The sequence below is a fragment of the Variovorax sp. IB41 genome (assembly GCF_016405905.1).
Lineage (GTDB): Bacteria > Pseudomonadota > Gammaproteobacteria > Burkholderiales > Burkholderiaceae_C > Variovorax.
In genome coordinates, this window is the sequence record NZ_JAEFCB010000020.1 from 63,488 (window position 1) to 86,480 (window position 22,993).

A 22,993-nucleotide genomic window follows, 5' to 3' on the forward strand; every position below is an offset into this window, starting at 1 on the left:
AATGATGGATTGCGAAGGCACCGTACTGAAATGACATCCCCCCAAGGCGCCCTCGCGGGCATCCGCGTGCTGGACATCTCGCGCATCCTGGGCGGCCCGTACTGCGGCCAGATCCTGGGCGACCACGGCGCCGACGTGCTCAAGGTCGAGCCGCCGCAGGGCGACGACACGCGCACCTGGGGCCCGCCCTTCAAGGAAGGCGTGGCCTCGTACTACCACGGCCTGAACCGCAACAAGCGCGTGCAGCACCTGGACTTCTCGACCGAAGAAGGGCGCGAGGCACTGCTCGCGCTGGTGGCCGAGGCCGACGTGCTGATCGAGAACTTCAAGACCGGCACGATGGAGCGCTGGGGCATCGGCTACGAGGCGCTGTCGCAGCGCTTTCCGCGCCTCGTGTGGTGCCGCGTCTCGGGCTTCGGCGCCGATGGGCCGCTGGGCGCGCTGCCCGGCTACGACGCCGCGGTGCAGGCCATGACCGGCATCATGAGCATCAACGGCGAGGCCGATGGCGGCCCGCTGCGCGTGGGCCTGCCGGTGGTCGACATGGTGACGGGGCTCAACGCGGTGATCGGCGTGTTGCTCGCGCTGCAGGAGCGCCATCGCAGCGGGCGCGGGCAGTTCGTGGAAGCGGCGCTCTACGACAGCGGCCTCTCGCTGCTGCATCCGCATGCGGCCAACTGGTTCATGGACGGCACGGCGCCGCGCCGCACGGGCAACGCGCACCCCAACATCTACCCCTACGACGCACTGGCCACGGGCACCGACCCGGTGTTCGTCGCGGTGGGCAACGACCGGCAGTTCGCGAGCCTGTGCCGCTGCATCGGCCTGCCCGAACTCGCGGACGATCCGCTCTACCGCACGGCCGGGGCGCGCTCGGTGCACCGCGACGGGCTCAAGCAGCGGCTCGAGGCGGCGATGGCGGCTTTCGACGGGCGCGCGCTGGTCGATCGACTGATGGCCGCCGGTGTGCCCGCCGCTCCCGTGCTGCCCGTGGCCGATGCGCTGCAGCATCCGCACACGCTGCACCGCGAGATGGTGGTGGAGATGCCCGGCGGCTACCGCGGCATCGGCGCGCCGGTGAAGCTGAGCCGCACGCCGGCAAGCTACCGCCATGCGCCGCTGACGCCGGGCAGCGCGTTCCTGCCCTCGGACGATTCAGCGCAGCACTGAGCGGCCGCGGCCGATGCCGTAGTACGCGATGCCGGCCGCTTCGACCTCGGCGGCGTCGTAGACGTTGCGGCCGTCGAAGATCGCGGGCGTCTTCAGCGCACCCGCGATGCGCGCGAAATCGGGGCGGCGGAACGCGGGCCATTCGGTCACGAGCGCCAGCACATCGGCGCCCTGCAACGCGTCGTCGGGCGTGTCGCACCACAGCACATCGCCGCGCTCGACGCGCCCACCGACGATGGCGCGCGCATTCGGCATCGCCGCCGGGTCGTGCACCTGCACGCGCGCACCGGCCGCCCACAGGCGCTCCAGCAGCACGAGACTCGGCGCGTCGCGCATGTCGTCGGTGTCGGGCTTGAAGGCCAGGCCCCAGAGCGCGATGGTCTTGTTGGCGATGTTGCCTTCGAAGTGGTGCGTCATCAGGTCGAAGAGGCGCCCCTTCTGCTCATGGTTCGCCGCCTCGACGGCCGAGAGGATGCGCAGCGGATACCCCTCGCGATCGGCCGCATGCCGCAGCGCCCGCACGTCCTTGGCCAGGCACGAGCCGCCGTAGCCCGCGCCCGCCTGCAGGAAGTCGGGGCCGATGCGCCGGTCTGAGCCGATGCCGCGGCGCACCATCTCGATGTCGGCGCCCGCATGCGCGGCCACGCGTGCCATCTCGTTCATGAAGCTGATGCGGGTCGCGAGCATCGCGTTGGCGGCGTACTTGGTGAGCTCGGCCGAGCGCCGGTCCATCACCAGCAGTTGCTTTGCGGGGTCGCGCACGAAGGGTTCGTAGAACCTCGTGAGCAGGTCGATGGCCGCGGCGTCGGTGGCACCGATCACCACGCGGTCGGGCTGCCGGCAATCGCGCACGGCCGAGCCTTCGCGCAGGAACTCGGGGTTCACGGCCACCGCGATGCGATGTGCCGCACCGCGTTGCGAAAGCGCCGCCTGCAGCACGGCCTCGACCTGCTCCGCGGTGCCCACCGGCGCGGTGGACTTACAGACGACCACGGCGCCCCGGTCGCGGTGCTGCCCGATGCTGCGCGCCACGGCCATCACATGCCGCAGATCGACGTCGCCCTCGGCATCGGCCGGTGTGTTGACCACGATGAAGAGCACGTCGCCATGCAGGCTGGCCGCGCGCTCGTCGGCCGTGAACCGCAGCGTCCCCGCGGCGAGGCCCTCTGCCACCAGCGCCTCCAGCCCGGGCTCGTGCAATGGCATCCGCCCTTGTTGCAAGCCTTCGATGCGGCCCGCATCGGCGTCGGCGCACAGCACGTCGTGCCCCGCTTCGGCCAGGCATGCGGCGAAGGTGAGGCCCACATAACCGGCGCCGAAGATGCTCAACTTCATGCGCGCGCCCCTCCCTTAAGGCACTGGCAGCGGCGGCGGTTGTGAGATAAAAGCAGGATGCAAGCCTTCAAAACAATGTCCGGACAGGAAAATTCGATGATGCCCGATCAAGTTGCCGCGCGTTGCGCACTGGTCCTGGAGACCAACAACCTGCGCGGCGGAGCGGATGCCGAGGCAGCCGCGAGCACCAGCCTGCAGCGCCTGGTCGCGCTGCTGGCCAAGCAGCAGGTGCCGCTCACGGCCCTGGCCCAGGTGGTCATCACGCACGACGGCTTGAGCGCCGCATCGTGCGAGGCCGTCGCGGCATTGGCGGGCCGCCCCATCGACTTCGTGCGCATCGACGCCGCCACCGGCTACTACGACGCCAAGAACGTCGGCTTCGCGGCCACCGATGCGGCGCGCTGCGACCACGTGGTGTTCGCCGACGCCGACTGCCTGCCCGACGACGACTGGCTGCTGCAGATGCTCACGCCGTTCACGCGCGCCGATGCGCCTGCCGTGGTCGCCGGCCGCACGAGCTACGCGGACAGCATCGTGGGCACCGCGCTCACGACCATCGACTTCATGTACTTCCCCAACGCCGACCACGCGGGCGCCACGAGCAACTTCTACGCGAACAACGTGGCCTTCCGGCGCGACGTGTTCGAGCAGCACAGCTACCAGGCGCTCGACGGCGTGTACCGCGCGCACTGCCAGGTGCTGGGCATGCGCCTGAAGGCGGCCGACGTGCCCATCCACTACGCGGCCGCGGCCCACACCGAGCACCGCCTGCCCGACACGCGCGCCGAGGCGCTCAAGCTGCGCTGGATGCGCGGGCAGGACACCTACTCGCTCACGCCGCACCTCTTGCGCAGCTACGTGTCGTCGCGCTGGCAGTGGCTTGCCAGGAGCGGGCCGATCGGGCCGCTGTGCGTGCTGTTCACGCGGCTGGGCTTCAGCGTGCGCGCGCTCAACCACCAGGACCTGCCGCCGCTGCGAGGCCTGCGCTGGCTCGCGGGCGTGGCGCTGATCGTCGGCTTCTCGGCCATCGACATGCTGGGCGCCTTCGCGCGCGGCATCGGCCTGCACACGACGGGCCGCACCAACGCGGATGCCCAGGCGCTTTCCTACCATCGCCCGACATGAACAAGAAAAACATCCTTGGCCTTCTCGTGCTCGCTGGCGCATGCGCCACGGCAGGCGCCGCCGACTTCACCGGCCGCGGCGTCTTCAACTTCAAGTCCGACAGCGGCTGCCCCTTCTCCGCGCTCGCGGGCCCCGCCAACGAATGCAACCGCCTCGCACTCGACGATGCCGACACGCGCGCCGCGCTCGACAGCGCCGCGCACACCATCCGCTTCGCGAACCCGCGCATCTACGGCGAGAAGACCATCGTGGGCGATGTGCTGCTGCAGGGCTCGGGCCAATCGCGCAGTTCACAAGGAAATGGCCAGCGCGTGCCGCTGACCTTCCACGCGCTCCTGAGCCGCTCGGGCAACGAGTGGTCGGTGAGCAGCCATGCGCACTCGCCCGTCGGCGGCGAGTTCAGCGACATCCGGATCGATCCGTACCAGGTCGTGGTGATCGAGGGCAGCGCCGAGCGCGTGGTGTTCACGCCGGCGCAGATCGGCGAGACGCTCTCCAAGCCATCGATCGCCGCGCGGCTCGCCAACGAGATCGTGCAGGTGCAGGACAACCGCACGGGCGGCGCCACCGATGCGGACATCACCGTGGGCCTGGGCCTGAGTCGCGCCTCCAAGTCGGTGGCGCGCGCGCGTTTTCGCGCGCCTGCGGCCAAGGGCGGCGAGCTTTCCGAAGCGATGCGGCAAGGCAACTGGTCGCTCGAGCTGCAGGCGCTGAGCGGGCAGATCCCGCGCCAGGTGGTGCAGCGCGACCTGTTCCTCTACGGGCTCGAATCGCAATCGCTGCTGCAGCCGTTGATGCAGCGCGGCTTCCGCAAGAACGAGAAGCTCGTGCTGGGCGCCGCGGGCGGCAAGGGCTACGTGCGCTACGACGGCCAGCAGCGCGAGCTCGCCGGCGCCGATGCGTCGGCGCGCGCGTTCCTGCAGGACAGCTTCATCGGCCTCGTGCTCGGCTGGCAGCAACAGCAGCCACGACCACAGCCCCCGATGGCCAAGGCCGATGGACGCTGACGCCGCCTCGCCGACCACCGCGTTCGGCTGCCTCGCGCCGCCGCAACTGCGCGGCTGGCCGGCGCTGCAGGCACGGCTGGTACACCACATCAAGCGCGCCGCCCTGCGCCAGATGCATGCGAGCCGCGCCGGTGAAGTGATGCTGTTGCGCCTGTACCTGGTCGGCGAGGAATCGTCCGAGCAGGCGCTGCAGCGCGAGCTGCGCACGAGCGCCCCCGAGTGGCTCACGCGCCAGCTCGACCAGCACCTGGCCGACGAGCAGTTGCATGCGCGGCTCTTCGCCGAGGCCATCGTCGAGCGCGGCGCCATCGCACAGGCGGCCGCATCGCCCGAAGAAGCGCCGCAGCCCGACTGGCTGAGCCGGCGCAAGCTCGCGCGCTGGCAGCGCCTCATCCAGCGCCATGCGCCGCACTTCGCGCACGGCGGCCTCGTGCCGGCCTATGCGATCGGCCTGGCCGCCGAGCAGATGGCCTCGCGCATTCTGCAGCGCCACTGCGCGCTGATCGGCCCGCGGCATGCGCTGCATCCGCTGCTCACGCGCGTGCTGGCCGACGAAGACCGCCACATCCGCCTGTGCAGCCGCACGCTGCAGCGCTGCGTGGCGCCGCACGAAGAGGCGCGGCTCGCGCAGCTGATGCACGAGGTGCGCGACACCGAGCGCGGCTTCGGCATCACCGGCGCGCTGGGCATGTACGCGGCCGGCCTGGCCCTGCGCCTGCGCCCCGGCGGCGCACGGCCGGTGGCCGCCTGAGCCGATCGATGCCGCCGCGCATCGTCTACCTCGCGACTGCGGACGCGCGCGGCCACCTGATGCGCGCGCAGCTCATCGCGCATTCGCTGCGCGCGGCGGGCGCCAGCGTGCAGGTGCTCACCACCTCCGACGAGGGCGCGCGCTTTCTCGCGGGCTTCGGCATCGAGGCGCCGGTGCTCTCGCGCCACTACGCGGTGCAGTTCGATCGCGAGCAGAACATGCTGCGCCGCGAGACCGACCGCAACGTGGCGCACTACATGTTCCGCCCGGGGCGCATGCTGCGCGACATCCTCCGGCTGCGCGCGTGGCTCCGCGATGCAGACCTGGTGGTGAACGATTCCTTCCACCCCGCGCTGCTGTTCATGGGCTGGATGCCGGGCTGGCGGCGCAAGGTGGTGCATGTGTACGGCGCGAGCCTGCGGCATGCGCTCCAGACCAACTTCAGCGGGCGCATGCCCGCGTGGATGGCGGGCATCTTCGGCCGCATCGTCGCCTGGCAGATCGACCGCAGCCGCGCGCGCATCGCGCACGACTTCGCCTACGGCGAGCCGCAGAACGACGGCCGCGGCGGGCACCGGCTCGCCACGCCCGTGGCCGTGATGGGCGCCGACACCGAAGCGCACGACGACCTCGCGCCGCAGGCCGCGGTCTATCTCAATCCGCATTTCGAAGAAGCCGCGCTGGCCGACGGCCTGGAGCGCGGGCTGGCCGATGCACGCGTGCCGGCGCACCTCGTCGGTGAGGGCTATGCGCAGCGCGCGGGCTGGCACGCGCAGGACGAGCACTGGATCGAGATGGCCGCGCGCAGCGCCTTCATCGTCTCGGCGCCCGGCATGGCGGCGCTGTCGATCGCGGCGGTGTACCGCAAGCCCATCCTCTTGCTCCTGACCGACCAGCCCGAGCAGGCGATCAACGCGCAGCGCGCGGCGCAGCTGGGCCTGCACCACCGCACCGTGGTATGGCAGGGCCGCACGGGGGATTTCGCGCGCGCCGTGACGACGGCCGCGAGCGAACTGCTTGCGCTGGCCGACAACGGCAGCGGCCCGCAGGCGGCGCAGAAGGGGCGCGAAGCCGCCATCGCGCGCCTGCAGCACTGGACGGTGCTGCTCTACAGCCTCGCGTCCGCAGCGCCGCCCCTGCGATAACTAACCGGCAGCGCCGCGCGCCGAATCGCGCAGCGCGCGGAACACGCGGGCGAGCGCGCGCACCGGCCGCATTTCGGACCACTGGATCGACGATGCCGACGACACCTGCGGCGGCGGCATCGCGACCACGCCCCGCGCCGTGCGCAGCGACACCTGCAGTTTCCTGAGCGTGAAGCCCGGCTTCACGAGCGCGCGGCGCCCGTTGCCGCGGCCCGCATCGGCCACGACGAACTGCAGCACCAGGCACTTCCTGCCGGCCGTGGGCTGCACCTCGAACACCAGGCTGCGCCGCTTCGCGCCTGTGGTGCAGGATGCGGGCAGCACCACGCCGTCGAACATCGCGTGCACGCTCGTGGTCTTCAGGTTGCTGCGGAAATCGATGCGCACTTCGAGGCGGTGCGGCTGCTGGTGCGGCGGCTGGTGCTGCTGATGCGACGGCGAGTCCGACAGCGACGGCAGGGGGATCACCAGGCACGCGAGCTCACCGGCACTCTTCACGCCCTCGGCCTCGGGCGGCGCCCATCCCTGGCTCAGCCAGCCGGCCGCGGGGCTGCCGGGGTGGAACAGGTAGGTGCGGCTCAACTGCAGCTCGGCCACGTCGCGCAGGCCGTGGCTCTGGTCGTCGAAGCCCCAGCGGGTCATGAAGGCGCGGTCGATGGTGGCGGCGGGCCAGGCGGCGAAGTGGCGCGGCGCCGCATCGGCCGTGACGGCGACGCCGCTGATGGCGGTCATGAAATCCATCGCGCCGAGTTCGGGCCCGACGGGTATCCACGCCGAGCACGCCACCGGCAGTTGCCCCGCGGCGTTGCGGTCGGCGCGGATCAGCGCGTGCGCGGGCTTGCGGAAATAGCGCGCCTCGGTGAGCACGCTGGACGACAGGCTGGCCGCGAAGTGCACGTTCGCGGCCGACAGCAGCGCGTAGGTGTTCTCCTCGGTCCACGCCACATTGGGAATGGCCCGCGCGACCGGCGCGAGGTCGTGCAGCGCGGGCTCGTAGGGATGCGGCTTGATCACCAGCAGGTCGACGCTGCGCGCCAGTTCGCGCAGCGGCGCGACCACGCTCGCCGGGTGCATCGTGCGCCCGCCGCTCACGAGCGACAGGTCGACCAGGCTCTGGCCGAAGAAGAGCCCGATGCGAAGCCGCGGATCGAACAGCGCCGGTGCGCCATGCCGCGCGAAGTGGCCCTTGAGCGCGGCCGCGTGGTTCCAGAACACCTCGTCATCGACACGGCGCGCCTGCAGCGCCGCGGCGATGACCGCATCGTTCGTGCGCGCGCAGAAGTGCAGGTGCTCGGTGAAGCGGCGCGGATCGATCTCGATGTCCAGGTAGCTCGCGCCGCTGCGCGCGATGCAGTGCTGCAGCGCCGGCGTGAGGCCCCAGCCGATCACCAGGCAGCCGGGGTCGAAGGCCGGCATGCCGTCGCGGCCGTGCACCGGCAGCAGGTCGGCGATGCAGGCGCGCGCCCAGCCGGCGGGCGTTGCGGGCAGGTCGAGCCGGGCCATGAGGCGGGCAACGTCGATGCGGCCGCCTTCGGACAGCGGCGCCACCTCGCGCACCGGCAGGCCCAGGCGGCCGAGCGTGGCGTCGAAGAAGCCTCGCAGGAATCGCCGGTTCGCGGCGTGGTACGGAAGACCGTTGGCGGCGGAGCGAAAGAAATCGTCCGCGAAGATGACGTGATTGAACCGGCGGGTTGTCATTGACTGGGTGCGAGCCGGCCTGCCTGTGCAACCCGTCCGCGCGACCTTCCATGTGCGATGCGCCAATCTAGGCAGCCACTCTTAGTCCAGCGTGAGAACGGAGGCCCGCGCGCGCAAAGTTCCTGCAAAGGCCCCGTAAAGGGGGCTGAAACATTGCCTATTTTTTAATCAGTCGAGCGACAGGTTCAGGCTCTTGATCAGCGGATGCCAGCGCGCCGTTTCGTCGCCGATGAGCGCCTCGAACTGCGCCGGCGTGCTGCCCACCGGCTCGACGCCGGCCTCGGCGAACTTGCGCAGCACCGCCGGGTTGTGGATCGCGCTGGCCACCGACTGCTGCAGCCGGGCCACCAGCTCGGGCGGGGTGCCGTCCGGCACCGCCAGGCCCAGGAGCGCGGCCGCCTCGACCTGCGGCATGCCCAGTTCCGCGAAGGTGGGCACCGCGGGCAGTTGCGGCAGGCGCGTGGCATTGGCGACCGCCAGCGCGCGCGCCTTGCCGCTCTGGATGAAGCGGTTGGCCGCTGCCAGGTCGCTCATCATCGCGGGCAGCTGGCCGCCTGCCAGATCGGCCAGCGCGGGCGCGGCGCCGCGGTAGGGCACATGCACCATGCGCAGCCCGGCCTGCCGCTGGAGCAGCTCCATCGCCAGGTGCTGCGGCGTGCCGGTGCCCGCGGACGCGAAGCTGACCTTGCCGGGAAAGGCCCGCGCATCCGCGATGAAGGCGCGCGCGTCCTTCACGCCGCTGGCCGGGCCGACCAAGAGCACCATCGGCAAGCGCCCCAGCAGCGTGACCGGCGCGAAATCGCGCGCCGGGTTGTAGCTGAGGTTGCGGTAGAGCGCCGGGTTGAACACCAGCGTGCCGTTGTCGGCCGAGAGCACGGTGTAGCCGTCGGCCGGCGCGCGTGCGGCCTCGATGGCCCCGAGCGCCGTGTTGCCGCCCGCGCGGTTCTCGATCTGCACCGGCTGGCCGGTGTCGATGGCCATCTGCGTGCCGATGGTGCGCGCAACGATGTCGGCGATGGCGCCCGCGGGGTACGGCACGATCCAGCGGATCGGCCGGGCCGGGAAGTCGCGCTGCGCGTGCGCCGCCCTCGCCAACCCGCCCGACACGGCCGCGAGGGCCAGTGCCGCGAGCTTGCGTCGGGACAGGCCGGGCATCACCTCACGCCGCGCGGCTGGTCTTCAGGCCCTGGCCCGCAGCCCACGCCGCGACGTCTTCGCGCTTGATGGCGGCAGCCATGAGCCCCGGGAACGCATCGGGCGTGCATGCGAACGACGGCACGCCGAGCGCGGCCAGCTTGGCGGCGAGATCGCGGTCGTAGGCGGGCGCGCCCTCGTCGCTGAGCGCGAGCAGCGCGATGAACTGCACGCCGGCCTCGACCAGCTCGTTGGCGCGGCGCAGCAGGTTGCCTTCCACGCCGCCTTCGTAGAGGTCGGAGATCAGGATGAGGATGGTGTTGCGCGGCTCGCGCACCAGGCTCTGGCAGTAGCCGACCGCGCCGTTGATGTCGGTGCCGCCGCCCAGCTGCACGCCGAACAGCAGGTCCACCGGGTCCTGCAGCTGCTCGGTCATGTCGACCACGGCGGTGTCGAACACCACCAGCTTGGTCGCCACCGCGGGCAGGCTCGCCATCACCGCGCCGAAGATGCTCGAGTAGACGACCGAGGCCGCCATCGAGCCGCTCTGGTCGATGCACAGGATCACCTCGCGTTGCGGCTGGCGGGCCTTGCGGCCGTAGCCGACCAGCGTCTGCGGCACCACGGTGCGGTATGCCGGCTGCCAGTGGCGCAGGTTGGCGCGGATGGTGCGGTTCCAGTCGATCTCCGAATGGCGCGGGCGGCGGTTGCGCTGGCTGCGGTTGAGCGCCCCGCTCACGGCGCTGCGCATCGGCTCCTCCAGCTTCTTCATGAGCTCGTCGACCACCTTGCGCACCACGGCGCGCGCGGTGTCCTTGGTGCCGGCCGGAATCACGCTCGCGAGCGCGACGAGGTTGGCGACCAGGTGCACGTCGGGCTGTGCGTTCTCCAGCATCTCGGGCTGCAGCAGCATCTGGCGCAGGTTCAGCCGCTCCATCGCGTCGCGCTGCATCACCTGCACCACCTGGCTCGGAAAGTACTTGCGGATGTCGCCGAGCCAGCGCGCCACGCTGGGCGCCGAATCGCCGCGGCCGCCGCGCTGGCCGCCCTGGCCAAGGCCGCGCCGGCCGTCGGCTTCGTAGAGCGCGGCGAGCGCCTGGTCGATCTCGCGCACACGGCCTTCGACGGCGCCGCAGCTGGCGTTGGCTTCGCTGCCGAGCACGAGGCGCCAGCGCTGCAGGCGGTCGGTGGGCGGCAGTGCTTCGTCAGCGTCTGCGGGGTCCTGAAGATTCGCGCTCATGCTTTCACTCCCAGCAGTTCCCGCAGCAGCGGCAGCGCGAGCACCGCGCGTGTGTTGTCCCAGTCGGCGGCGGCCACGGCGGACGGCAGTGTGCCGCCGACCGCGCCGCGCTTCGCACGCTCGCCGAGCGCGCGCCGGTCGGCGCCGGAGAAGTCCGCGAAGCTGCGGCGCACCAGCGGCAGCACCTGCACGAAGTGTTCTTCGCCGAGCCCCGAGAGCCAGCGGTCGACCAGCGACCAGACGGCCTCGTCGTGCAGCAGCACCATCGCATTGCGGTTGAGAAAACCTTCGAGCCACGCGGCCGCCTCGGTCGGCGGTGCGCCGGCCGAGAGGTTGCGCCCGAGCTGCTGCGAGGCGCCGTCGCTGTCGATCTGCGCATCGTCCAGCAGCAGCCGGCAGCTCACGCCGCGCAGCAGCGGCGCGCCGGTTTCGCCGAAGGCGATGGACCGCAGCGCGGCGCGCCAGGCAGCGGTGGTTTCTTCGCCGTCGCGCAGGCGCACCGCATCGTGCGTGGCGATGAGCCGGGTGCGCAGCGCTTCGGCGGCTTCGGCATCGAGTGCGCCGCAGGCGATCGGCAGGCCGATGGCGCCGCGCACGATCAGGCTGTCGAGCACGTGCGAGAGCAGCGCGCTGTCGGTCTGGCGCACGCTGCCGTAGCGGAACACGTTGGCCAGCGGCGGCACCGCGCCAATGAGCTGCACTGCATCGCCGGTAAGGGCTGCGCGGTCTTCGAGCGCGCGGGTCACGGCCTGCACCGCGACCGGCAGGTCGGCCAGCAACACGATGTCGACCTGCTCGGCGAGGGCCGTGAGCGAGGTCTCTGCCGCCAACGCTTCCATCACGCGCGCGCTCGCGGCATGGGCCACGGTCGCGCCGAAGCGGCTGGCCTCGATGATGCGCAGCGCGAATTCGGGCTGCCATTGCAGTTGCCACACTTCATGAAAAGTGCCGCGGCTCGCACGCTGGCCGGCGGTGATTTCGCCCCACGGCAAATCGAGCAGCCGCAAGCGGTGCAACAGGTGGCTGCGCGCGAGATCGTTGGGCTGGCGCAGGTCGAGGTCGAGCGTTTTCGCGGTCGCCTCGGGCTTGAGGCGCAGGCTCTTTTGCGCCTGCTCGATGTCGCGCTGCAGCGGCACGGTCGGCACTTCGGCGGGCACCTGGCCCATGCGGTCGCCGACAGTGAGGCGCTCGCGGATCAGCGTGAGCGGCGCCTGCTCGCCCATGCAGATCACGCTGCGCACGGCCTCGTCGAGCTCGGGCAGGCCGGGCGCGGGGCGCTCGCGCAGCGCGGCGAGCGTTTCGGCCAGGCGCGTGGCTTCGATCAGGTGGGCGGAGGAGCAATCGAGGTCATGCTCGCGCAGCAGCCGCGCGACGCGCGCGAGCCAGCCGGTCGTGCGGCCCGCGACCTGCTGGCCTTGCTGCCACAGGTGCTCGTACCAGCCGGGCGAATCGATGCCGGCGCCGTAGCCGCTGGCGCTCGTCAGATGCCGGTAGGTCCACGGCACCCAGGTCGCGAGCACCTTGAGCTTGGGCAGGCCCTTGAGCAATGCCGCATCGGCCTTCGCGGTGACCGCGCCCTGCAGCGCGGGCACGTGCCACGCGCCGCAGACGACCGCGATGCGCTGGTGGCCGGCCTTCACGGCTTCGCGGATCGACTGGCGCATGAAGGCTTCGCGCAGTTGCTCGCGCTCCATCGCGCGCTGGCCGCGGCGGTCTTCGGGCGTTTCGGCGCGCACGGCGGTCATCGCTTCGGCGATGGCACCGAAGAGGTCTTCGCCATCGCCGCGCTCCTCGACCATGTGGTTCCACCAGCTCTCGCCGTCGGCGTAGCCGGCAGCGTGGGCGAGCCAGTCGAAGGGATCGTCGGGCAGCGCGTTGGCGGCCTGCGCTTGTTCGGGGTCTTCGACGGTTTCGGAGACGGGCACCTTGTCGGTCTCGTCATCGTCGAGTGGTGTTTCTGCCGATGCTTCGGCCTTGGCCTCATCCGCCGCGCGCGCCGCCTGCTCGATGGCCATGCGATGCGCCTGTGGCAAGTCGATGAATCGCGTGGGCAGCTGGTGCTTCACGCCCCACTGCAGCGCCTGCCACTCGGGCGAGAACTCGGCGAACGGGTAGAAGGCGGCCAGGCGCGTGTCGTCGTTCGCATGCACCAGCATCGCGACCGGCGGGCGCAGGTCCGCATGCGCCATGAACGAGAGCAGGCCTTCGGCCTCGGGCGGCCCTTCGACCAGGATGCAGTCGGGCTGCAGCGACTCGAAGGCGCGCAGCAGGCTGCGCGCGCAGCCGGGGCCGTGGTGGCGGATGCCGAAGTAGTGCAGCGGTGAAGCCATGTGCAGTCGCGTGGCGCAGGGCTCAGAGCTGTTCGCGGCAGGCGCGGTACAGGTCCTTCCAGTCGGTGCGCTCCTTCACCACCGTCTCCAGGTATTCCTTCCACACCACGTGGTCCTGCACCGGGTCCTTGATGACCGCGCCGATGAGTCCCGAGGCCACGTCGGCCGAGCGCAGCACGCCGTCGCCGAAGTGGCCGGCCAGCGCCATGCCGCTGTTGATGACGGAGATGGCCTCGGCGGTGGAGAGCGTGGAGGTGGGCGACTTGATGCGCGTCTTGCCGTCCTCGGTCTGGCCGTTGCGCAGCTCGCGGAAGATCTGCACCACGCGGCGCACTTCCTGCAGCGCGGGCGGCTCGGCCGGCAGCGCCAGCGCGCGGCCCAGCTCGGACACGCGCTTGACCACGATCTGCACTTCCTCGGCTTCGCTCGCGGGCACCGGCAGCACCACGGTGTTGAAGCGGCGCTTGAGCGCGCTGGAGAGTTCGTTCACGCCCTTGTCGCGGTTGTTGGCAGTGGCGATCACCGAGAAGCCGCGCACGGCCTGCACCTCGCTGCCGAGTTCGGGAATGGGCAGCGTCTTTTCCGACAGCACGGTGATGAGCGTGTCCTGCACATCGGCCGGGATGCGCGTGAGCTCCTCGACGCGCGCGATCTTTCCGAGGCGCATCGCGTGCACCAGCGGGCTGGGCACGAGCGCCTTTTCCGACGGGCCGTGGGCCAGCAGCTCGGCGTAGTTCCAGCCGTAGCGCAGCTGCTCTTCGCTGGTGCCGGCGGTGCCCTGGATCAGCATGGTCGAGTCGCCGCTCACGGCCGCGGCCAGGTGCTCGGACACCCACGACTTGGCGGTGCCCGGCACGCCGTAGAGCAGCAGCGCGCGGTCGGTCGCGAGCGTGGAGACGGCGATTTCCATCAACCGGCTGTTGCCGATGTACTTGGGGCTGACCTCGAAGCCGTTGGCGAGCTTGCCGCCCATCAGGTAGGTGAGCACGGCCCAGGGCGAGAGTTTCCAGTTGCCCGGGCGCTGGCGGTCGTCGACCTTCTGGAGCGCATCGAGTTCTTCGGCGAATTGCTGTTCGGCATGCTGGCGCAGGACATTGCTCATGGGCGGCCTTGGGATGAAGAAGAGGAAGAAGAAGTGGACGAAGAAGGACGAAGGGTCGAAAAGAGTTGGCGCGCGCGCACGATGCGCGCGGTGTCGCTCAATGCGCTCGCGAGGCCGGGGCTTTCCTCGGCCGCACGCGGCAGCTCGGCCAGCAGGTGCAGCGCATCGGCGTGCAGCAGCGCAGCCGCATTGCCGAGCACCTGGCGCAGCACGTAGTCGTTGACGAGGTCGCCGCGCTCCACGCGGGTTCGCAGCGCGGCCGCGAGCTGGAGCGAGAGTTCGGCCGATGGCGTTTCGCCGGGCGCACAGGCCTGGTCGGCGAAGGCGATCACGTTCTGCACGCCGACGCCCGCCAGGCCCAGTTCGATCAACCAGTGGCGCTCGCGCCGTTCGCGGGGCAGCAGCGCCAGCAACTGGCCGACCCAGGCGCGCTGGCTGTACTGGGTGTGGTGTTGGTCCAGCATCGCGTCGGCCCAGTCGACGTCGGACACGGCGAGGATGGCTTCGTTCCAGCCACGAAAAAGGGCGTCTCTCCAATCGCTCCTGGCGGCCCAGCCGAGCAGCGCGGCGGGTGTCATGCCGGTGCGCGCGGTCCACCACGAGAGCGGCGCCTGCCGCACGAGCTGATAGAGCCACCAGGCGCGCTCGCCGAGGCTGTCGTGGGTGGGGCGCACGGGATCGATGGCGTCGTCCTTCCAGCGCGGATCGGCGGCCTCGGGGGTGTTCAGCTGCCATGCGCCGCCCACCTGCGAGAGCAGCGGCGCGAGGAAGGCTTCGATGCGCTGCACGTGGGCGCTCGTGGGCAGGCGCTGCAGCAGTTCGACCGCGGCCTGGCGCACGTCGCGGGCGCGGTCCTTGAGCTGCGCGTCGATGAGCGCTTCGTCGTCGGGGCCGATGTTCTCGGCCAGCGCGCCGAGCAGCACGGCGCGCTCCTTGGCGGGGAGTTGCGGCAGCTCCGCGGCGAGGCGCTCGCGCGCGGCGGCGGGGTCGCTGCGGCGTTGCTCGGCGAGCACCGCGCGGCGCTGTTCGAGGCTGCCTTCGTCCCAGCGCGTCTGGGCATCGGCCTGCTCGCTGGCGCCGACGGCGTAGCGCCAGTCGTCGTTGCGCGCGGCGAGCCAGAGGCCGCGCTCGCCGAGCGCGGGGATCACGGCACTGCGCAGGTCGATCGCGCGGCGGCCGGCGTCGAGCGCGGTGGGCAGCAGGTTGTGGGGCAGGCGCAGGCCCGCGGCGGTCACCGCGGCGAGGCCTTCGTGCTGCAGCCGCAGCGGGCCGTTCGCGAGTGCATCGGCGATGGCCGCCTGCAGCGCGGGATCGTCCAGCACGGGGCGCTCGTCGGCAGTGGCAAGCGGTGCGTCGGAAGGCGAGAGGCCCGGCGCCACGAAGCCGGCGCGGCGGCCGATGGCGACGGCGCCTGCGACGCGCAGCAGCTGGCCTTGCGCTTCGCCGGCCTGGATCGCCTGCAGCAATCCGCCGAATTCGCCGGCCATGCCTTCGGCGGCCGGTACGGGTTGCCGGGCGGTGCCGACCAGCGCGCTTTGCAGCAAGGTATTCCAGTGGCTCATGTGCGCACTCCGGCCAAGGTCCAGACCGGCGCGCTGCCGGCGGCGGCACCCGAGGCCCAGGCGGTGAGCGGCGCGAACTGCTCGCCGTCCCATTCGCCGAAGACGCGCAGCGGCGCGCCGCCCGAGTGCGCGAGCAACTGCCAGGCCTCTTGCGTTGCCAGTTGCATCGGCAAGGCCTTCGGTGCGGCGTCGAGGCGCAGCCACCATTGGTCGCCATGGCGCGCGGGCACGGCTTCGGCCCACACCATCGGCAGCAGTGGCTGCCAGGGATTGGCGGCGATCTGTTGCGCCATGCGGTGCCATTCGTCGAGGGCATCGGCTGCGGGCGCCGGCGATGCGGGCGCATCCGCCTGCAGTTCGGCCAGCAGCTCGGCCACCAGCGCGCGCTGCGAAGCGTGGCCGGGATAGAAGCACAGCACCGCAGCGCGCTCACTGCCGCTGACCCAGCCGGTTTCGAAACCGCGTCCGCCATGCGAGTAATCGAGCAGCAGCGCGCGCCGCCCGCTCGCGCGGCCCTGCAGCCACACATGGCGCTCGACCAGCTTCGCGTCGCGTTCGTCGGTGCACTGTCCCAGCACGAGCCAGTGGTCGCTGATGCGTTCGCCGTCAGCGAGCAGGCCTTCGCGGTCCTGCGGCCAGCCGAGCGCGGTGCGCAGGTCGGCCAGCGTGGCGGGCGAGAGGGATTCGCGGCGCGGCACCGCATCGGCAATCAGCTGAAGACGCCCCAGCCGGTCGAGCAATCGCGCCGGCCAGCCCTCGCCCGCGCCGATGAGCTCGGCCGCCTGCGTGATGCGCTGGCCGAGCCCCGGCGCCTGCGCATCGACCATGCGCGCGGCCATCGCGCCCCAGGCCTGCTGCTGCTCGGCGCCGAGCGCGGCGAGGCCGCGCTGGGTCTGGTCGTCGAGCCAGCGCGCGAGCTCCTGCACGCCGGCCTCGATGCGCTTCCAGCGCTGCGCGTCGCGCTTGGCGGCCGCGGCCGGGTCGGGCGCGGCCACAGGTTCGGCGGCGCGCGCTTCTTTCTTCTCGGCCTTGTCGCGGCGCGAGGCGATCCACTCGGCCACCCACGGCGGCGGCGCGGCGGCGGTGAAGCTGGCGCCGCTCTGCGCGCGCAGCAGCATCAGCGCGAGGCCGTGCTTGCAGGGGAACTTGCGGCTCGGGCACGAGCAGCGGAACACCGGGCCCGCGAGGTCGACCTGCGTCTGGTACGGCTTGCTGCCGCTGCCCTGGCATTCGCCCCAGACGGCCTCGTCGGAAAACCCGAGCGTGGGCCACTTGGCCGGCGCGAGCAGGCCCTTGGCGGCCTTGGCCGACGCATCGTCGGGCGCGAGCGCCAGGACGGCTTCTGTGCTGAGAGTCATCGGGGCACCCTCGCGCCGCTCCGCGGCGCGGATGATTGGAAGGACGCGGCCATCAGGGCGCGACGGGATTGGCCGGCGTGCCAAGGCTGCCGGCCGGAGCGGCGGCGGCATCGGCGGGCGGGCGATAGGAAACGCGCACCGGGGAAGGCTGCGACGCGGCGGCAGTGACCGGCCTGGTCACGCCACCCTTGGTGACGGTCATCGGCGCAGCCGGTGCGATCGCTGGCAAGGTCGCCACAGGCGCCACGGCGGTGACGCCGGACGTGCCCGAAACCGGCACCGTGGCGCCGATCGCCGCCGTCGTGACCGGCGCGGCGCCGCCCGCGGGCGCGTACCCGGGCTTGCCGGCGTTCGGGTCGTGCAGCACCACGCTCTTGCCCACGCCGACGCCGGTGCCGATCGGCCCGATGCCGACGCCGACCCCCACGCCCGCGGTGCCGGCCACCACGCCGGTGTTGTTGACCGAGACGCCCGCGCCGAGCGGGCCCCAGCCGGTGTTCAGGCCGACGGAGAAGGCCCCGTCCTTGGTGGCACCGAGCCCGAGCGAGAGCCCGGGCACCAGCGGAATGCCGATGTGATAATGCGAACAGCCGCTCACCAGGAGCATCAGCAGCGCCGCCGGAACGGCGGCTGCTGCGCGAAGGGTGCGCGGCCGGGCGTTCACACCAGGAGCGCGTTGACGCGCCTCACGTAGGCGGCGGGGTCGGCCGGAAGGCCCCCTTCGGCGAGCAGCGCCTGGTCGAACAGGATGTTGGCGAGGTCGTCGAAGTGCGCGGAGCTCTCCAGCTTCTTCACGAGCGGGTGCTCGGCGTTGACTTCGAGCACCGGCTTCAAGTCCGGCGCGGGCTGGCCGGCTTGCTTCAACATGCGCGCGAGCTGCGTGCTCATGCCGCCGTCCTGCACCACGAGGCAGGCGGGCGAATCGACCAGGCGGGTGGTCACGCGCACGTCGTCGGCCTTGTCCTTGAGCGCTTCCTTCAGGCGCTCGAGCAGCGGCTTGAAGGATTCGGCGGCTTCCTCGGCGGCCTTCTTCTCGGCCTCGTCCTGCAGCTTGCCCAGGTCGACCGCGCCCTTGGCCACGCTCTGCAGCGGCGTGCCGTCGAACTCGGTGAGGTAGTTGAGCGCCCACTCGTCAACGCGGTCGGTCATGAGCAGCACTTCGATGCCCTTCTTCTTGAAGACCTCGAGCTGCGGACTGTTCTTGGCGCCGGCCAGGGTGTCGGCCGTGATGTAGTAGATCGCGTCCTGGCCGTCCTTCATGCGCGCCTTGTAGTCGGCCAGGCTCACGGTCACGGCGTCGGTGGTGCTCGATGCGAAGCGCAGCAGCTTGGCGATGCGGTCGCGGTTGCCCATGTCTTCGCCCAGGCCCTCTTTGAGCACCGCGCCGAACTCGGCGTAGAACCTGGCGTACTTGCCCGATTCATCGGCCGCAGCGGCAGCGGCTTCGGCAGCGGTCGGTGCGTTCTTGTCGACCACATCCGTCACCGCTTCGGTCGGCTCGGGGGCCGGCACCGATTCGCCCGAGCCCACGTCGATCTTGCCCTCGCCGCTCTCGGGCGCGGTCTTCTGCTTTTTCGCCAGGTCTTCGAGCATGGAGAGCACGCGCTTGGTGCTGCCTTCGCGGATCGCCTTCACGTCGCGGCTTTCCTGCAGCAGCTCGCGGCTCACGTTCAGCGGCAGGTCGGCCGAGTCGATCACGCCCTTGACGAAGCGCAGGTAGCTGGGCAACAGCGCCTCGGCGTCGTCCATGATGAAGACGCGCTTGACGTAGAGCTTCACGCCCGCGCTCTTGTCGCGGTTCCACAGATCGAACGGCGCCTTGGCCGGGATGTAGAGCAGCTGCGTGTACTCGGTGCTGCCTTCCACGCGGTTGTGGCTCCAGGCGAGCGGCGCCTCGTAGTCGTGGCTGATGCTCTTGTAGAACTCCTCGTACTGCTCGGGCGTGATGTCCTTCTTGGGGCGGCTCCAGAGGGCGTTGGCCTTGTTGACGGTTTCCCATTCGCCAGTCTTCACCATGTCGCCGGGCTGGTCGTTCTCGCCTTCCTTCCACTCTTCCTTTTCCATGAGGATCGGGAGCGAGATGTGGTCGGAGTACTTGCCGACGATCTGCTTCAACTTCCAGGCGTTGAGGTATTCGTCCGCGTCGTCGCGCAGGTGCAGCGTGATGCGGGTGCCGCGCTCGGCGCGCGTGATGTCGGCCACCTCGAAGTCGCCGGCGCCGCCGCTGACCCAGCGCACGCCCTGCTCGGCCGGAAGGCCGGCGCGGCGCGATTCGACGCTGATCTTGTCGGCCACGATGAAGCCCGAATAGAAGCCCACGCCGAACTGGCCGATCAATTGAGCATCGGCCTTCTGGTCGCCGCTCAGCTTGCTCATGAAGTCCTTGGTGCCGCTCTTGGCGATCGTGCCGAGGTTGTCGATGGCTTCCTGGCGCGACAGGCCGATGCCCTTGTCGGTGATGGTGAGGGTCCGCGCGGCCTTGTCGAACGTGAGGCGCACGTCCAGGTCGGGCTGGTCTTCATAGAGCTCGGGGTGGTCGAGCGCCTCGAAACGCAGCTTGTCGCACGCGTCGGACGCGTTCGAGATCAGCTCGCGCAGGAAGATTTCTTTGTTGGAGTAGAGCGCATGCGTGACGAGGTGCAGCAGTTGCGCGACTTCGGCCTGGAACGGGAGTTTGGTGTTGGAGGAATCAGCCATAGAGAAAAGAGAGATCGATCGAAAAAATTCTAAGCCGAGCCGCCGGCGGCGGCCGGGCTATTACCAATTTTGTGAGCTGGGGTTCATGTTCTGAAAAACAACAAGCCGTCGTCTGAGAGGGGGAGTGTGTGTGAGAGAGCGGGGGCTCACCTCGGCTGCGACTCCACCTCGCGTGTCCACCGGTCGATCAACCGCTTGCGCTCGGCCGCTTGCCCGTATTTCTGGAAGTCGTACTTGATGAGCTTCACGTCGGCCATCGACGGAATGCGCGCATCGGGCTTGAAGGTCTTGTTGGCCGGCGACTGCAGGCTGCCCGCCTCGCCGCCGATGGCCTGGCCCTTCGGGCTCATGAGCCAGTCGTAGTAGCGCTTGGCGTTCTCCTTGTTGCGCGCGCCCTTCACGAGCGCGATGCCGCCGATCTCGTAGCCCGTGCCTTCGCAGGGCGCGGCGGTCTTCACCGGAAATTTGTCGTACCGCCAGCGCTCGAAGCCGAAGATGAAGCTCACGCCGATGGCCACCTCGCCCTTGGCCACGTTGGGCGCCTGCGCCTGGCCGCTGCGGGTGTAGCTGGTGACGTTCCTGTGCAGCTTCTTCAGGTACTCGAAGGCCGCGTCCTCGCCCATCTGCTGCACGAGCCCCGCGATGATGGTGTAGGCCGTGCCGCTGGAGGCGGGGTGCGAGATCTCGATCTCGCCCTTGTATTCGGGCTTGACCAGGTCGGCCCAGCACTTGGGTTCATGCAGCTTCTTCTTGCGCAGCACGTCGGTGTTGAAGCCGAAGCCGATCGCGCTCGTGTAGAAGCCGCCCACCATGTTCTGCGACAGCGCGTACTGGCGCACGGCCCAGTCGTGCAGGTCGTTGATGTAGGCCGGGCGATAGGGCTCCAGCAGGCCCTGCTCGGCCGCCTGCAAAAACGGATCTCCGGTGCCGCCCCACCAGATGTCGGTCTTGGGGTTCGCGGCTTCGGCGCGCAGCTGGGCACCGATCTCGCCGGTGCCCTTGTGCGCCTGCTGCACCTTGATGCCGGTCTCGCGCGTGAAGGCCGCGGCGGCCGCCTCGCACCAGCCCGCGTCGGTGCTGCACAGCGCGTTGACCGTGCCCTGCGCAGCCGCGTTCTGCGGCGACAGCGCCAAGACGGCGACGGTGGCCAGGCAGGCGGCGCTGGCCGCGATATTCCGGATGGCAAAGGTGCGCATGCGCTTCTCCTCGGGCTGTATGTGGTCTGTATGGTTCAGGGGCGCAGGATAGCGCCCGCACGACGGTTCACGGCGCGGCCAGCAGCGGCGGCAGGTGCTCGGCCAGCCAGTCGATCACCACGCGCGTCTTGAACGGCAGGTAGCGGCTGCGCGAGCGGATCACGTTCAGCTCGAAGCCGAAGGGCCTGGGCTCCTCGAACACGCGCACCAGCGTGCCGGCGGCCAGCGCATCGGCCGCGAGCCACGCGGGCAGGCGCACGAGGCCCATGCCGCCGACGGCCGCTTCGAGCAGCACCTCGGCGCTGTCGCAGCGCAGGCGCGAAGGCAGCGTCACATCGACGAGCCGGCCATCGCCATCGTGAAAGCGCCAGGTCGAGACCTGGCCGTCGCGCGCATAGAGCACGGCCTCGTGCGGCGTTCCCGGCGCCTGGAGCGCGTCGATGCCGCGCGGATGCCCGCGCTCAGCGAGGTACGCGGGCGCGGCGCACAGCACCATCCACTGCACGCCGACCGGCCGCGCGACCAGGTCCGAGGAGTCGGGCAGTTCGCCGCTGCGGATCGCGAGATCAAGGCCCTCCTCGACCAGGTCCACGCGCCGGTCGCTGAACCCGAGTTCGAGCGAGAGCCCCGGATGCCGCCGTGCCAGCGCCAGCAGCAGCGGCCCGATCTTGAGCCGGCCGAGCATCGCCGGCATGCTCAGGCGCACCAGGCCCGTCGCGGTGCTGCGCGCCACGTCGGTGTGGGCCTCGGCCGCGTCGAGCTCGGCCAGCGCGCGGCGGCAGCGTTCGTAGTAACCGTGGCCTTCTTCGGTAAGGCTCTGGCTGCGCGTGGTGCGCAGGAACAGCCGCGTGTTCAGGCGCGCCTCCAGCCGCGCGATGCTCTTGGCCACCGCCGATCGGGTGACGTGCAGCCGCTGCGCCGCGAGCGCGAAGCTGCCCGCTTCCACCGCCGCGACGAATTCCTCAATGCCCTGCAGGCGTTGGCCCATTGGATACTTTCAAGCGCCATCAAGGCGAAAATTATCCACCACCGGATATTTTTCATCGTCAATAGGATCTGGGCTTCGCTTTTTCGTGGAGCTTTTCGATGCAAGAACCCCAGACGCTGCGCCGCTGGCAGCTTTCCCGATTCGGCCGCGCCCATCTCGAACAGGCCGAGGCGCCGCTGCCCTTGCCGGGCGCGGGCCAGATCCTCGTGCGGGTCGGCGCGGTGTCGCTCAACTACCGCGACCTGCTGATGATTCGCGACGGCATGGGCATGGCGCTCGAGATGCCCTTCACGCCCGGCTCCGACATGGCGGGCACGGTGATCGCGGCGGGCCCCGGGGTGAAGCGCTTCGCCGTGGGCGACCGCGTCGTCAACACCTTCTGGGGCGGATGGATCGACAGCCAATGGCACAGCGAAGCCGTGCTCGCCGGCGGTCCCGGGCCGGGCATGCTCGCATCGCATGTGCTGATCGATGCGGCCTGGGCCGTGGCCGCGCCCGCCACGCTGAGCCTGGCCGAAGCCAGCACACTGCCCTGCGCGGGCCTCACCGCATGGTTCGCGCTCGCCGAGACCGGCGGGCTGCGCGCGGACGAGACGGTGCTCATCCACGGCACCGGCGGCGTCGCGCTGTTCGGCCTGCAACTGGCGCGGCTGCATGGCGCGCAGGTCATCGTGGTGACGGGCAGCGAAGACAAGCGCGAGCAGACGCTCGCGCTCGGCGCCTCGCATGTGCTGCTGCGCGATGGCGACTGGCCCGCCGAAGTGCGCCGCCTCACCCACGGACGCGGCGCGGACCACGTGCTCGAACTGTCGAGCGGCCCGAACCTGGATCGCTCGCTGCAGGCCACAACGCAGGGCGGGCGCGTGTCGATCATCGGCATGCTCGGCGGCGAGACGCTGAGCGCGTCGTTCTATGCCATGGTGCTCGGCCGCGTGACGGTGCAGGGCATCGGCGTCGGCCATCGGCGCGCGCTCGAAGATCTCGTGCGCGCCATCGACGTCAACGCGATCAAGCCGGTGATCGCGGCGCAGTACGGTTTCGATGCGCTGCCCGCCGCGCTCGATCACCTGGAACGCGGCGCATTCGGAAAGATCGTCATCACGCTCTGAAGTATTGAGGCCTTCCGTTCACATGCAACGCAGTTGCAGCAGCGTT

At 70.6% G+C, this 22,993-nt stretch carries 18 protein-coding genes; 6 read left to right on the plus strand and 12 right to left on the minus strand.

Annotated elements, in window-relative coordinates; all coding sequences use genetic code 11:
- Positions 1 to 30: 30 nt before the first annotated feature.
- Entirely contained in the window at positions 31 to 1,170 is a 1,140-nt protein-coding gene (locus JC881_RS26680; protein WP_198788722.1) for a CaiB/BaiF CoA transferase family protein, read from the plus strand.
- On the opposite strand, the gene JC881_RS26685 is transcribed toward JC881_RS26680, so the two are convergent.
- On the minus strand, positions 1,156 to 2,505 hold the full coding sequence (locus JC881_RS26685; protein WP_198788723.1) for a UDP-glucose dehydrogenase family protein: 1,350 nt from the start codon (positions 2,503 to 2,505) through the stop codon (positions 1,156 to 1,158). The two genes, JC881_RS26680 and JC881_RS26685, sit on opposite strands and share 15 nt — an antisense overlap.
- Before the next feature lie 96 nt (positions 2,506 to 2,601).
- On the opposite strand from JC881_RS26685, the gene JC881_RS26690 reads away from it, so the two are divergent.
- From JC881_RS26690 to JC881_RS26705, 4 genes are read left to right on the plus strand one after another with little or no spacing between them, the layout of a single operon-like run.
- Positions 2,602 to 3,630: a glycosyltransferase gene (locus JC881_RS26690; protein WP_198788724.1), complete on the plus strand. Its 1,029-nt coding sequence runs from the start codon at positions 2,602 to 2,604 to the stop codon at positions 3,628 to 3,630.
- The gene (locus JC881_RS26695; RefSeq protein WP_198788725.1) at positions 3,627 to 4,637 is read left to right on the plus strand and encodes a hypothetical protein; all 1,011 of its coding nucleotides are present in this window, start codon (positions 3,627 to 3,629) and stop codon (positions 4,635 to 4,637) included. The genes JC881_RS26690 and JC881_RS26695 overlap by 4 nt, the downstream gene beginning before the upstream one ends.
- A complete protein-coding gene (locus tag JC881_RS26700) occupies positions 4,627 to 5,388 on the plus strand; it encodes a hypothetical protein (RefSeq protein WP_198788726.1) in 762 nt (253 codons plus the stop codon). The genes JC881_RS26695 and JC881_RS26700 overlap by 11 nt, the downstream gene beginning before the upstream one ends.
- Before the next feature lie 8 nt (positions 5,389 to 5,396).
- Complete coding sequence (locus JC881_RS26705) at positions 5,397 to 6,533, plus strand: hypothetical protein (protein WP_198788727.1); 1,137 nt, start codon at positions 5,397 to 5,399, stop codon at positions 6,531 to 6,533.
- Here JC881_RS26705 and JC881_RS26710 read toward each other — a convergent pair whose 3' ends face one another.
- From JC881_RS26710 to JC881_RS26760, 11 genes are all read right to left on the minus strand, one after another.
- Complete coding sequence (locus JC881_RS26710) at positions 6,534 to 8,231, minus strand: hypothetical protein (protein WP_198788728.1); 1,698 nt, start codon at positions 8,229 to 8,231, stop codon at positions 6,534 to 6,536.
- A gap of 168 nt (positions 8,232 to 8,399) precedes the next feature.
- On the minus strand, positions 8,400 to 9,386 hold the full coding sequence (locus JC881_RS26715; RefSeq protein ID WP_198788729.1) for a Bug family tripartite tricarboxylate transporter substrate binding protein: 987 nt from the start codon (positions 9,384 to 9,386) through the stop codon (positions 8,400 to 8,402).
- A gap of 4 nt (positions 9,387 to 9,390) precedes the next feature.
- Complete coding sequence (locus JC881_RS26720) at positions 9,391 to 10,605, minus strand: VWA domain-containing protein (protein WP_198788730.1); 1,215 nt, start codon at positions 10,603 to 10,605, stop codon at positions 9,391 to 9,393.
- The gene (locus tag JC881_RS26725; RefSeq protein WP_198788731.1) at positions 10,602 to 12,935 is read right to left on the minus strand and encodes a DUF5682 family protein; all 2,334 of its coding nucleotides are present in this window, start codon (positions 12,933 to 12,935) and stop codon (positions 10,602 to 10,604) included. Before JC881_RS26725 ends, JC881_RS26720 begins: the two co-directional genes overlap by 4 nt.
- Before the next feature lie 22 nt (positions 12,936 to 12,957).
- Positions 12,958 to 14,037, minus strand: coding sequence for an ATP-binding protein (locus JC881_RS26730; protein WP_198788732.1), 1,080 nt, complete (start codon positions 14,035 to 14,037; stop codon positions 12,958 to 12,960).
- Complete coding sequence (locus tag JC881_RS26735) at positions 14,034 to 15,599, minus strand: DUF5691 domain-containing protein (RefSeq protein ID WP_198788733.1); 1,566 nt, start codon at positions 15,597 to 15,599, stop codon at positions 14,034 to 14,036. Before JC881_RS26735 ends, JC881_RS26730 begins: the two co-directional genes overlap by 4 nt.
- On the minus strand, positions 15,596 to 16,957 hold the full coding sequence (locus JC881_RS26740; protein ID WP_198788734.1) for an SWIM zinc finger family protein: 1,362 nt from the start codon (positions 16,955 to 16,957) through the stop codon (positions 15,596 to 15,598). Before JC881_RS26740 ends, JC881_RS26735 begins: the two co-directional genes overlap by 4 nt.
- Before the next feature lie 52 nt (positions 16,958 to 17,009).
- Positions 17,010 to 17,621 carry a hypothetical protein gene (locus JC881_RS26745; RefSeq protein WP_198788735.1) on the minus strand — a complete coding sequence of 204 codons (612 nt, stop codon included), beginning with the start codon at positions 17,619 to 17,621 and terminating at the stop codon, positions 17,010 to 17,012.
- The gene (htpG, locus tag JC881_RS26750; RefSeq protein ID WP_198788736.1) at positions 17,618 to 19,654 is read right to left on the minus strand and encodes a molecular chaperone HtpG; all 2,037 of its coding nucleotides are present in this window, start codon (positions 19,652 to 19,654) and stop codon (positions 17,618 to 17,620) included. Before htpG ends, JC881_RS26745 begins: the two co-directional genes overlap by 4 nt.
- Before the next feature lie 146 nt (positions 19,655 to 19,800).
- Entirely contained in the window at positions 19,801 to 20,850 is a 1,050-nt protein-coding gene (locus JC881_RS26755; protein WP_198788737.1) for an ABC transporter substrate-binding protein, read from the minus strand.
- Positions 20,851 to 20,917: 67 nt separating this feature from the next.
- Entirely contained in the window at positions 20,918 to 21,838 is a 921-nt protein-coding gene (locus JC881_RS26760; protein ID WP_198788738.1) for a LysR substrate-binding domain-containing protein, read from the minus strand.
- 98 nt (positions 21,839 to 21,936) lie between these two features.
- Here JC881_RS26760 and JC881_RS26765 point away from each other — a divergent pair, with 98 nt between their 5' ends.
- On the plus strand, positions 21,937 to 22,947 hold the full coding sequence (locus tag JC881_RS26765) for a zinc-dependent alcohol dehydrogenase family protein (RefSeq protein WP_198788739.1): 1,011 nt from the start codon (positions 21,937 to 21,939) through the stop codon (positions 22,945 to 22,947).
- Positions 22,948 to 22,993: the final 46 nt, after the last annotated feature.